The following is a 12814-nucleotide window of genomic DNA, read 5'->3' as shown; positions in this document are numbered from 1 at the left end:
GTCGAGTTCCACAATCTTGATCACGTTGACCAGCTTGTTGAGCTGCTTGGTGATCTGTTCGAGGGGAAGGTTCTCCACATCCACCACAACGGTGATGCGTGAGAGGCCTTCAATCTCGCTGTGTCCCACAGCAAGAGATTCAATGTTGAAGCCGCGGCGGGCGAACAGACCAGCAACGCGGGTCAACAGACCTGGCTTGTCCTCGACGAGGAGGCTCAAAATGTGTGTGCTCATAATGGCTACTCCCCTACTCGTCCGTGTCCCAGGTGGGCGCGTGATCTCTGGCGTACTGAACGTAGCTGTTGCTCACTCCCTGTGGAACCATGGGCCACACCATGGAGTCAGCACTCACCACGAAGTCAATCACCACGGGGCGATCGTTCGTTTCAAGAGCCAGCTTGATTGCGGCATCAATTTCTTCTTCCTTAGTAACGCGGATGCCAAGAGCACCGTATGCGTCAGCAAGCTTGACGAAGTCAGGAACACGAATGGTGTCGTGACCTGTGTTCAAGTCAGTGTTGGAGTAGCGACCGTCATAGAACAAGGTCTGCCACTGGCGAACCATACCCAGAGACGAGTTGTTGATAATCGCCACCTTGATGGGGATGTTGTTGATGGTGCAGGTAGCCAGCTCCTGGTTGGTCATCTGGAAGCAACCATCGCCATCAATGGCCCAGACCACACGGTCAGGCTCGCCCACCTTGGCACCCATGGCGGCAGGCACGGAGTAACCCATGGTTCCTGCGCCACCGGAGTTCAGCCAAGAGTTGGGGCGGTTGTACTTGATGAACTGAGCAGCCCACATCTGGTGCTGGCCCACGCCAGAAGCAAAGATGGCCTCTGGACCGGACATCTCACCGATGCGGGTGATGATGTGCTGAGGGGCAAGCAAGCCGTCGGTTGGTGCGCTGTAACCCAAGGGGTATTCCTTGCGCAGTGAGTTGAGGGTGCTCCACCATTCGGAGAAGTCAGCCTTTTTGGCAGCTGGAGTTGCCTTGTAGGTCTCAACGAGATCAGCAATGACATCCTTGAGGTCACCCACGATAGGAACTTCAGCAGCACGAATCTTGCCAATTTCAGCTGGGTCAATGTCAACGTGAATCACCTTGGCGTTCGGTGCGAACAACGACGCCTTTCCGGTCACACGGTCATCGAAACGAGCACCCAAGGTAATGAGCAGATCAGATTCCTGCAGTGCCAACACGGCAGGAACAGTTCCGTGCATTCCGGGCATACCGAGGTTGTTTTCGTGGCTGTCGGGGAATGCTCCACGAGCCATCAACGTGGTCACAACGGGTGCACCAACGAGGTCAACGAGCTCCAAGAGCTCCTTGGACGCCCCAGAACGAATAATTCCACCACCGACATAGAAGACAGGCTTCTTGGCTTCGACGATGAGGTCAGCTGCGGCCTGAATCTGCTTGCCGTGGGCCTTTGTTACCGGGCGGTAACCGGGAAGATCCAGCATGGCAGGCCAGATAAATGGCGCTTCTGCCTGCTGAGCATCCTTGGTGATGTCCACCAGAACAGGACCTGGACGGCCCGTGGAGGCGATGTGATACGCCGCAGCAATCGTTGCGGGAATGTCTTCAGCCTTGGTGACCAAGAACGAGTGCTTGGTAATCGGCATTGTGATTCCGACGATGTCAGCTTCCTGGAACGCATCGGTTCCCATCAGGTGCGAGAACACTTGACCGGTGATAGCCAGCAGAGGAACTGAGTCCATGTAGGCGTCAGCAATGGCAGTAACCAGGTTGGTTGCACCAGGACCGGAGGTCGCAATGCAGACACCGGTCTTTCCAGTTGCCGAGGCATACCCCTGAGCAGCGTGACCAGCACCCTGCTCGTGGCGAACCAAGATGTGACGCAACTTCTTAGAGTCCATCAGTGGGTCATAGACCGGGAGGATGGCACCGCCAGGTAAACCGAACACATCGGTAACACCCAAGAGTTCCAAGGTGCGCACAACAGCTTCAGCACCTGTCATGGCAGGGGCATTGGACGCCTTGGCAGGCGTCGTGGTGGGGAGTGATTCCGTAGACATCGTGAATCCCTTAAGTAGGAAGGCGAAAAGTGATTGGGGCGTCGTTACCCAGTAATCGCACCCTCAGATGCGGAGTGCACCAGCTTGGCGTACTTTGCCAGTACACCGCGGGTGTAACGCGGAGGGAGCGGAGCCCAGCCGATTCGGCGGGCTTCGAGCTCTGATTCGTCGACGAGTAGGTCGAGCGTCCGAGCTGCGATATCGACCCGTATGAGATCACCATCGCGCACGAGGGCGACGGGTCCACCGTCAACAGCCTCGGGAGCTATATGTCCGATACACAGTCCGGTTGTGCCGCCTGAGAATCGTCCGTCTGTCAATAGTAGAACATCTTTACCCAGTCCCGCACCCTTGATGGCTGCGGTGATGGCCAACATCTCACGCATACCGGGTCCACCCTTGGGGCCTTCGTAGCGAATGAGGACGATATCGCCCTTCTTGATGTTGCCTTCGGTGAGGGCATCCATTGCTGCACGTTCGCGTTCAAACACACGAGCAGGACCTTCAAATACTTCGAGGTCAAAGCCTGCGGTCTTCACGACAGCACCCTCGGGAGCAAGCGAACCGTGCAGGATCGAGATACCACCGGTTGCGTGAATGGGGTTATCCAAGGTGCGAATAACTTCACCATCGAGAGGAAGCAGGTTCATCTCAGCGAGGTTCTCAGCCAAAGTCTTACCTGTCACGGTCAGAGCATCACCGTGAAGCAGGCCTGCGTCAAGTAGGGCCTTCATCACAACAGGAACACCACCCACGCGGTCAACGTCGTTCATGACGTACTGACCGAATGGCTTGAGGTCACCGATGTGGGGAACCTTGTCGGCGATACGGTTGAAGTCTTCGAGGGTGAGATCAACTTCAGCTTCGCGAGCAATGGCAAGCAGGTGCAGAACAGCGTTAGTAGATCCACCGAATGCCATGACCACAGCGATTGCGTTCTCGAACGCCTTCTTGGTCATGATGTCGCGAGCGGTGATGCCCTGGCGAATCAGGTTGACAACTGCTTCACCGGATCGGTGTGCGAAGTAGTCACGGCGGCGGTCGGCACTTGGTGGCGCTGCTGAGCCGGGAAGACTCATGCCGAGTGCTTCTGCGACCGAAGCCATGGTGTTAGCGGTGTACATACCGCCACACGCACCTTCACCTGGGCAGATTGCGCGCTCAATGCGGTCGAGGTCTTCCTCGCTCATGGTGCCTGCCTTGCAGGCGCCCACAGCTTCAAAAGCGTCAATGATGGTGACGTTCTTTTCGGTGCCGTCGGAGAGGCGGACCCAGCCGGGAGCAATAGTTCCGGCATAAAGGAATACGGAAGCCAGGTCGAGACGGGCTGCAGCCATCAACATGCCAGGAAGCGACTTGTCGCAACCGGCCAGGAGAACTGAACCGTCGAGGCGCTCTGCCTGCATGACGGTTTCTACCGAGTCAGCAATAACTTCACGGGAAACCAGGGAGAAGTGCATACCCTCGTGACCCATGGAAATACCGTCAGAAACGGACACGGTTCCAAACTGGAGAGGGTAGCCACCACCAGAGTGGACACCTTCCTTGGATGCCTGTGCCAGGCGGTCAAGACTGAGGTTGCAGGGAGTGATCTCGTTCCAGGAACTTGCCACACCAATCTGGGGCTTACTCCAGTCTTCATCTCCCATGCCGACAGCACGGAGCATGCCGCGCGAGGCGGCTTTCTCGATACCGTCTGTTACGTCGCGACTACGGGGCTTCATGTCGTTTTCTGGCATAGGAATAAGTCTACGACGTTCAAACTCTCGGTTAACTCCCAGCGCGCTGGGGATAAACGCCCATTTCCCACTCAGCGACCCAACTAGGCTGGAACAAATGATTCAAGTTGGTATGAGCGCATCCTGCGTATATCCCCTGGCCTGTGAAGATGGCTTCCGTTTCGCGAACCTTGCCGGCTTCGACGGTGTCGAGGTGATGGTCACTCGTGAGCCCGTCACGCAAAGCGTAGACGGCATCAAAAAGCTCATCGACACCTATGAGATGCCCGTGCTCTCTATCCACGCACCCGTGCTCTTGCTGACCCACTTCGTGTGGGGCCGGGATCCCCAGATCAAACTTGAAAAGTCTGCCGAATTAGCAGCCAACGTCGGTGCGAGCACCGTTGTGGTTCACCCACCCTTCCGCTGGCAATCCACCTATGCCGAGAAATTCCTAGACATTGTGCGCCAAACCAGCGAAAACACGGGCATCACCATCGCCGTGGAGAACATGTTCCCCTGGAAGGTGCGCAACTCACAGATGCAGGCCTATGCACCAGGACCCGATCCTCGTGAGCTCGACTGTGATGCCATTACCCTCGACTTCTCTCACGCGGCACTCTCTGGTCACGACAGCCTCGAGCTCGCGCTCGAATACGGAGATCGCCTGCGTCACGTTCACCTCACCGATGGCTCAGCAGCTGCCGACGACAACCGCATCTTCGATGAGCACCTGCTCCCCGGCTATGGCAAACAGCCTGTAGCAGAAGTTCTTCAGCACTTAGCTGCCAAAGACTGGGATGGTCACGTCGTGGCAGAGGTCAACACTCGTAAGGCGAAGACCGAAGAGGAACGCTTAGCCCTTCTGGTGGAAACGTTGGAGTTTGCCCGACTTCATTTGGGGCAAACTGCACCAGTTTCTAGCTAGTTTCTGCTGACTTTCTCCAGCGAATACCTGCAGCAATAAAGCCGTCGAGGTCACCGTCGAACACGTTCGAGGGGTTATTCACTTCGTATTCCGAACGCAGATCCTTGACCATTTGGTAGGGAGCTAGAACGTAGCTACGCATCTGGTCGCCCCAGCTGGCCGTGATGTTTCCGGCAAGTTCTTTCTTCTTTGCGTTCTCTTCTTCACGTTGCAACAACAGCAAACGCGAGGTGAGCACGCGCATTGCAGCTGCGCGGTTTTGAATCTGGCTCTTCTCGTTCTGGCAGCTGACCACAAGCCCCGTAGGAATGTGAGTGATGCGCACAGCAGAGTCGGTGGTGTTCACAGACTGACCACCAGGGCCACTGGATCGGAACACATCCACACGGATGTCATTTTCTGGAATCTCAATGGCGACCGACTCGGGCATGAGTGGCACAACTTCCACCGCAGCAAAAGAGGTTTGACGCTTCCCCGCAGAGTTGAACGGGCTCATGCGCACCAGACGGTGCGTTCCGGCCTCAACTGACAGCGTTCCAAAAGCGTAGGGAGCATCCACTTCGAAGGTTGCAGACTTGATTCCTGCTTCTTCGGCATAGCTGGTGTCGAGGACGTTGACCTTGTAGTTGTGTTTTTCAGCCCAGCGCAGATACATGCGCAAGAGCATCTCCGCGAAGTCCGCTGCGTCTACGCCACCAGCACCGGAACGGATGGTGATCACGGCGGGATAGGAGTCATATTCACCGTTGAGCAGAGTCTGCACTTCAAGCTCGCCCAAGATGGCGGTGATGCTGAGCAATTCTGCTTCGGCTTCCTTGGCAGAGTCTTCATCAGCAGCTTCATTGGCTAGTTCGATGAGGACTTCGAGGTCATCCAGACGAGCTTCAATGCTGTTGATTTTGGTGAGTTCTGCCTGGCGGTGGCTGAGTTCACTCGTGACTTTCTGAGCATTCGCGGTGTCATCCCAGAGATCGGGGGCTTCCGCTAATTCACTCAGGCGGGAAATCTCGGTGGTGAGACGATCAACGTCGACGACAGCACGAATGTCCGCAAACGTGGAGCGCAGAGCACGAATCTGCTCGGAGAGATCAAGGTCAAGCATTGTGAGACCAGCCTACCGGCGCACACGACAGGCGTAGGCTCGTACACGAAATGAGCAACTCCAGCGCCCCCTTCCAACTGCGACAAGCGGCGCTTCCGGTTTATCTGCCCACCTTGCTCTTTACTGCAGGCGAAGCAGCCTTCATTCCAATCGTTCCGGTCATTGCCCAGAATGTGGGAGCCAACCTCGCCACAGCAGGTCTGGTTGCGGGAATGCTCACCCTCGGTATCGTCATTGGAGATATTCCCAGCGGGTGGATCATCGCTCGCATCGGCGAGCGGATGGCCATGCTGTGGTCAACTCTCATCGCCCTAATTGGTGGCGGGCTGGCACTTGCTGCCGTGAATCCCTTCCTGTTGGGGGCAGGCATTTTCTTTATAGGTCTCGCTACGAGTGCTTTTGCCCTTGCCCGGCATGCTTTTCTCACAACCTTCGTGCCCTTTGAATACAGAGCTCGAGCACTCTCCACCCTGGGCGGCATGTTCCGCGCTGGTGCGGTGATGGGGCCTCTTCTCAGTGCAGCTGTGCTGGCAATGACCCACACTCCCCTGGCCGCTTTCTGGCTTATGGTGATCTTCACCCTGGCCACAGGAGCAGTTCTTCTGTTCATGCCAGACCCTGAAAATACCTTTGGTCGAGCGGAACGCATGCGTGACTCCACAGGTCACCAGGTCACCTCAGGCGAGATGGAAGTAGAGCAGGAGACCATCGGTCTCCTCTCCACCATCAAGAAGAATAGGCGCGTTCTTGCCCGCATGGGCGGTGCTTCAGCACTCGTGATGGCGCTGCGCTCTGGCCGAACAGTGATCTTTCCCCTGTGGGCTGTGAGTATCGGAATCAAAGATTCTGACACGGCACTGATTATTGGCTTGGCCACCGCCATTGACTTCTTGCTCTTCTTCTCGAGCGGCCAGATCATGGACAAGTGGGGGCGTTTGGCCTCGATTGTGCCGTCGATGATTGTGATGTCAGCAGCTCTACTCACGCTTTCCGTTACTCACGATGTGAGCACCAACGTGTTCTGGTTCGTGGCTACAGCGTTCTTGTTTGCCGTGGGTAACGGCATTGGCTCAGGCATCTTGCTCACCTTGGCTTCAGACCTCGCCGATAAACGAAACCCTGCACCTTTCCTCGGAGCATGGAGATTCATTACAGACTCTGGCGCAGCCCTCGCCCCCATGGGCATAGCCGCCATCACCGCAGCACTTTCTTTGGCGATCGCCTCAGCGATTACCGGGGTGGCCGGAATCGTGGGAGTGATCATGATGATGATCTATGTCCCACGATTCCTGCCGCGGAAGAAATAACTACTGCGAAGAAGCAGCCAAAGCGCGGGTGAGCGCATCGGTGAGTGCTGCATCTGCTGCGCCATAAGCGGCCCAGTCACCAGCAACACGGGCTGCCTCGCGGTCGGCGAGCGCTGCCTTAGCTGCTTGGAGCGCCTGGTTCAGCGTGCTGTTAGTCGACGGAGTGTTTCCTCCGTTGTCCGCAGCTGGATCAGCCTCAGGTGCTTCTGCTCCCCCGTTAGTGGGGTCATCCACGCCAGCGTTACCGCCGAAGAGTGCATCCAGCGCCAATGGCAGGGTGTCTTCGAAGGCAATCTTGTCACCGAAGGCAACCAGGATCTTCTTCAGCAGTGGGTAACTGGTGTTACCGGTGGACTGCACATACACAGGCTGGACGTAGAGCAGACCGCCACCGACAGGCAGAGTAAGCAAGTTACCCTTCAGCACGTTGGTGGAGCCCTGCGACAGGAGGTTGAGTTCCTTGGAAACGGCAGGGTCAGCATTGAAGTTGTTCTGAACCTGTCCAGGACCTGGAACGGTGACGTCCTTCGGCAAAGTCAGCAAGCGTAGCTTGCCGTAATCGGCAGAGCGCTTGCCCTTCTCGGCACCTGCATCCGCATCGGCTACGAGGTAACCGGTGAGCACGTTACGGCTGGAGGTTCCCGAAGCCTTCGGAATGAAGGTGGAGTAAATGGAGTAGGCAGGCGTCTCTGCTCCGGGCACCTTCATTGTTAGGTAGTAGGGCGACTGATACTTAGTGGTGTCTGTCGCTGCAGTGGGATCGTTGGGGGTAACCCACGCGTCATCGCTGGAATAGAACGAACCTGCATCGGTCACGTGGTACTGACCCAAGATTGAACGCTGTGCCTTGAACAAGTCCGTGGGGTAACGAACGTGGCTCATGAGCTCTGCCGACATCTCACTCATGGGCTTGATGTTGGATGGGTAAATCTTCTGCCAGGTCTTCAAGACGGCGTCGTTTTCATCCCAGGTGTAAAGGGTGACAGAGCCGTCATAGGCATCCACTGTTGCCTTGACCGAGTTGCGGATGTAGTTGACGTTATCCAACGTGAACGCATTCGATGCTTCAGGCTGGTCGCTGATCACCGAGGAGAGTGACTCTACCTTCGAATAGGGGTAGTTCTCACTGGTTGTGTAGGCGTCAATGACCCACAGAACCTTGCCATCCACCACGGTGGGGTAAGGGTCAGAATCGAGGGTCAGGTAGGGAGCTACCTTCTTGACACGCTCGAGTGGGTTGCGGTTGTAGATGATCTGAGAGTCATTGGTGACCGCGTCCGAAAGAAGAATCTCTTCACTTTGGAACTTCAGTGCGTAGACGAGACGGTTGAAGATGTTGTCCAGCTTGGGTCCACCATCGCCTGCGAAGGTGGTGTACACCTGCTCGTTCTGCTCACCCGAGGCAGGGTAATCAAGTTCAACCGGCTTGGTGCTGGAGGTGCCTCCCACAATCGAATACAGAGGCGAGTTTTCACCGAAGTAGATGCGGGGCTCGAACTTGCCGAGTTCACCCGAGGAAGGAATTCCTGCCTCGAGGAAGACGGGCTGGCCGTCAGCTGAACGCTCGGTTCCGTAGGCAGAAACCATGCCGTAACCGTGGGTGTAGACGAGGGTGTTGTTGTACCAGCTCTGCGAAGAACCAATACCTGCCTGGTTGAGTTCACGCACGGCAACAACAGCGTCTTGGCTCTTGCCGTTGATGTTGTAACGGTCAACATCCAGCTCGGGAGCAAATGCGTAGTACTGCTTGAACTGCTCAAGCTGAGCAAAGGATGCGCTCACGAGTGCAGGGTCAATGATGCGGATGCTGGCTGTGGTTTCAGCATCTGCACGAAGTGCACCAGCTGTGGCATCGGTGGTGGCGTTGTAAGGAATTTCTTCCACATCGGATATGCCGTAAGCCTCACGAGTGAGGTCAATGTTGCGGGCAATGTATGGCTCTTCCAAGCTGCGCTCAGAAGGGTCAACGATAAATCGCTGCATAACCCAGGGGTATCCCATGGTCAGGATGAGACCTGCCACAACGAGCATTGCTGTTCCCACGAGGGGCAGGCGCCAACGGCCAGTGAAGGCGGTGACGATAAACAGCAGAGCAACCAAGATCGCAATGACAGAGAGAATCTGGAGACCGGGGATGGTTGCGTTGACATCGGTGTAACCGGCGCCCGTGATCAAACCCTTGTCGCTGGTCATCGTGGCAAATTGATCAAGCCAGATGCTGACTGCCTGAAGGGCGATGTAGATAGCTGCGATCACAGCCAGCTGAATGCGTGCGGCCTTCGCCACACGAAGCTCACGCTTAGCTACGGCAATGGAGCCATAAACATAGTTGGTAATCAGTGCGGCAAGACCCGAGAGCAACACAATGGCGGAGAACAATGCAACAGCGGCCTGATAGAAGGGCAAGTCGAACAGATAGAACGAAATGTCCATGTTGAACTGTGGGTCGGTTTGACCACTGGACACACTGTTGAAAGAGAGCATGGCCAACTGCCAACGGGTTGCCGTTGACAAACCAGCAAAGACACCTAGTAGTGCGGGTACACCCCAGGTGAGAAGTTTCCGAAGCGGCTCAATCACGTCCTGGTAGCGATCAAGCTGTGAGTTCAGGCGCGCATATACCGGACGGCGACGATACGCGATCTGGATAGAGAGCCAAACTGGAACCGCCATGGCAATGAAGCCGGCCACAAAGAAGCCTGCAGCGGCATACCACTGGGTAGTGAGCACGTTGAGGTAGCCCAGCTGCTTGTACCAGAGCACATCCGCATAGACACTCGCGAAGGCAAAGAATGCGATGAGAAGAACAACCAACACACCAATGGTGATGGCGAGCGGTCTTCTAGTTCCCAGGCGACCAGGGGTAGGTGTTGCATTACTCACAATTGACCTCAATCAATGACGGTTGGTTCGGGACTAATTCTGACACGTTGCGAGCATGCCCATTTTGGCATTCATCGCTTCTGATTTTTCGCCGTGCATTTCCACAAAAGACAACACATTAAGTGCATCATTGAGGGTTTCCACGGAATACACCTGCAGCCCTGCGGGCACATGTCCCACGACTTCGTCACAGTTACCTGCGGGGGCAAGGAAGTAGGTAGCTCCTGCCTTTTTGGCACCATAAAGCTTCTGTTGAATACCACCAATGGGGCCGACGTTGCCTTGTGCATCAATCGTTCCCGTGCCGGCGAAGTGATTGCCGCCGGTGATGTCCTGCGGAGTGAGCTTGTCAATGATGCCAAGAGCAAACATCATGCCTGCACTGGGACCGCCCACATCATCGAGACGAATAGAGACGTCGAAGGGGAAGTCATACTTCGCCTTCGCACCGATACCGAGCACGATGTTGCCATCCACTTCAATTGGTGTGACTTGGGCTTCTTGTGCCACACCTTGACGGGTGAAGCTCACAATTCCTGGGGTGGACGTTCCATTGGCTTTGAGCAGTTCACGCAATTGAGGAACACTCTCCACAGCAGTGCCATTGAAAGCTGTAATGACGTCGCCGAGCGAAAGCACTGACTTGGCAGGTGAATCATCAGTGAATCCCAGTACTTCCACGCCTACAACTACGTCATAGCCCAAGTTCGTGAGAGCGGCTGCAATAGCGTCCTGCTGGGAATCAACCATCTGAGCTGTGTTGGCCGCTTCACGCTCTTCTGTTGATTCTTGCTTGGGGAAAATCGCCTCAAGAGGCACGACGGCTTTAGAGGGATCGAACCAGGCAGTTGCAACTTCCAACCAGGATGGAGTCTGCTCGGGATTACCCAGCACAGAAACAGTGAGCAGATCCAATTCACCTGTCGTGGGGAAAGATTCCGTCCCCTCGATAGTGATCAGTGGAATCTTGTCTTTTTTGGTGTCATCCTCGGGGTCTGGAACCGAAACAGTACCCAGGGTGTCGAACCAAGGACCTGGCTGTTCAATGACGTAGGCGGAAGGAACGGCAGCCAACCCGACTGCGAGAACTAGTGAACCAACTAACAGCGTCACACCAAGTGTGCGCTTGCGTTGTGCTTTGGTTTGAGGGGCCTTCTGGTGCCCCTCGGGCAGTCCTTGCTCATCTGCACGGAACAGTGTCACGTCAGTGCTCACCTTTCTCACGTGCTCGAGTCTTACGTCTAGATAAGAGTGTCAGGTGTTGCTGGGTATTTCCCGCATGTTCGCGCCCAGCGCACGTGTTTTTCACCGGTATTCAGAGGAAATACATAACCCCAGGGTTTAGCGTTGATGTACCGACACAAAGGAAAGCACATGGCGGACGAGAACGATCGCACTCCCGAGGATGAATTCCGCGACATGATTCGCGACATTCTCTCCGGCAAAGAGGGCGTGGACGCCAGTCAGCTTGCTGCAGCTGCAGGGCTGCCCAATGATCCTGCGAGCTTGGCCAACATCATGCGCCAGTTCCAGGCAGCCATGAATGCCAGCACTTCTGGCGAGGGAATCAACTGGAATATGTCGATGGAACAGGCCAAGTCGTTGGCTCTCTCCACGGTGAAGCCCGTTACCGCGATTCAACGTGCCGAAATTGACCAGGCATTCCACGTGGCCAATCTGTGGCTTGCTGAAGCAACCTCTATCTCTGAACTGTCCAGCACACCTGCCCTCATTTCACGCTTGGAGTGGATTGAGCAGACCATGCCGCTGTGGACTCAATTAGCAGAACCCGTAGCAAACAGCATTTCTGCTGCCTTGACGAGCGTGCTCACCGATCAAGCCCCCGAAGAAATGAAGGGCATGATTGCCGGGGCTTCTCAGCTGATGAAGCAAATTGGTGGAACCCTCTTTGCCATGCAGCTGGGCCAGGTCGTCGGTCAACTCTCCACCGAGGTTGTCTCTGGTGGTGATGTGGGTATTCCTCTACTCGATGAAGGCCATGCCGCACTTCTCCCCCAGAACATGGATGAATTCGGTGCAGGACTGGATATCCCCATGGACCAAGTTCACCTCTACCTGGCTGTCCGCGAGCTCGCCCATGCACGCCTGTTCCGCCATGCACGCTGGCTCCGCTTGAATCTTATTTCTGCAATTCAGGACTTTGCTCGAGGTATCAGCATCGATCTGTCTCGCGTGGAAGATATTGCCGGAAACTTTGATCCACAAAACCCTGATGAACTCAAGGAAGCACTCTCTAGCGGTGCGCTGATTCCGCCGAAGTCGGAAGAACAGCTTGCAGCTCTGGGCCGTCTCGAAACTCAGCTTGCCCTCATCGAGGGCTGGGTGGATGTCGTCACTGGTGCCGCCACAACCAGACTCCCCCGAGCCAGCGCCTTGGCGGAGACCGTGCGTCGTCGTCGGGCTTCGGGTGGTCCAGCAGAGTCTGCCTTTGCCACCCTGGTTGGCCTGGAACTGCGCCCACGCCGCCTGCGTGAAGCCACCAGCCTGTGGCAGCAGGTCACGGATGCGGTCGGTGCCGATGCTCGCGATGACCTCTGGTCACACCCCGACATGATGCCCACGGCAGAAGACTTGGATAACCCTGCTGCACTCATTGCCAAGCTGGAAGCAACTGCTCGTGGTGAAGTGGCAGAGCAGGACGATATGGACCGTGCTTTGGCGGATTTGTTGGATGGAAACATCCCACCTGTGGATGAATCTGAACAGGATTAGCGTTTATGCAGCATTCTTCGCTGCATGTACAAAATCAGTTCTGACCTTCCCCTTGTTTGGCGCACACCCACCTCACTGCAAATTGGGATAGATCATCCT

General features: G+C 55.9%; 9 protein-coding genes. 3 read left to right on the top strand and 6 right to left on the bottom strand.

From position 1 onward, the window contains the following. The 3 genes from ilvN to ilvD form a co-directional block, all read right to left on the bottom strand. A partial coding sequence (gene ilvN / locus RR877_RS05530) for an acetolactate synthase small subunit (RefSeq protein WP_332627785.1) occupies positions 1–234 on the bottom strand: 234 nt, incomplete at its 3' end. Positions 235–247: 13 nt separating this feature from the next. After that, positions 248–2044, bottom strand: coding sequence for an acetolactate synthase large subunit (locus RR877_RS05525; protein ID WP_332627784.1), 1797 nt, complete (start codon positions 2042–2044; stop codon positions 248–250). A 44-nt stretch (positions 2045–2088) separates the two neighbouring features. Then, the gene (gene ilvD, locus RR877_RS05520; RefSeq protein ID WP_280796098.1) at positions 2089–3783 is read right to left on the bottom strand and encodes a dihydroxy-acid dehydratase; all 1695 of its coding nucleotides are present in this window, start codon (positions 3781–3783) and stop codon (positions 2089–2091) included. Positions 3784–3880: 97 nt separating this feature from the next. Between ilvD and RR877_RS05515 the strand changes: the two genes are divergently transcribed. Then, positions 3881–4690, top strand: coding sequence for a sugar phosphate isomerase/epimerase (locus RR877_RS05515; RefSeq protein WP_332551066.1), 810 nt, complete (start codon positions 3881–3883; stop codon positions 4688–4690). On the opposite strand, the gene prfB is transcribed toward RR877_RS05515, so the two are convergent. Further along, entirely contained in the window at positions 4683–5792 is a 1110-nt protein-coding gene (gene prfB / locus RR877_RS05510; protein ID WP_332627783.1) for a peptide chain release factor 2, read from the bottom strand. The genes RR877_RS05515 and prfB overlap by 8 nt on opposite strands. Before the next feature lie 50 nt (positions 5793–5842). Here prfB and RR877_RS05505 point away from each other — a divergent pair, with 50 nt between their 5' ends. Beyond that, entirely contained in the window at positions 5843–7099 is a 1257-nt protein-coding gene (locus RR877_RS05505) for an MFS transporter (protein WP_332627782.1), read from the top strand. Here RR877_RS05505 and RR877_RS05500 read toward each other — a convergent pair whose 3' ends face one another. Beyond that, positions 7100–9982 carry a UPF0182 family protein gene (locus RR877_RS05500; RefSeq protein ID WP_332627781.1) on the bottom strand — a complete coding sequence of 961 codons (2883 nt, stop codon included), beginning with the start codon at positions 9980–9982 and terminating at the stop codon, positions 7100–7102. A gap of 33 nt (positions 9983–10015) precedes the next feature. Continuing rightward, positions 10016–11185 (bottom strand): S16 family serine protease, encoded by a 1170-nt coding sequence (locus RR877_RS05495; RefSeq protein WP_332627780.1) that lies wholly within the window; start codon positions 11183–11185, stop codon positions 10016–10018. 171 nt (positions 11186–11356) lie between these two features. On the opposite strand from RR877_RS05495, the gene RR877_RS05490 reads away from it, so the two are divergent. Continuing rightward, complete coding sequence (locus RR877_RS05490; protein WP_110233033.1) at positions 11357–12715, top strand: zinc-dependent metalloprotease; 1359 nt, start codon at positions 11357–11359, stop codon at positions 12713–12715. Positions 12716–12814: the final 99 nt, after the last annotated feature.

The organism is Aurantimicrobium sp., from assembly GCF_036667855.1.
Taxonomy (GTDB): Bacteria; Actinomycetota; Actinomycetes; order Actinomycetales; family Microbacteriaceae; genus Aurantimicrobium.
Note: the sequence above shows the minus strand (reverse complement) of the source record. Positions and strands in the feature narration are given on the sequence as shown.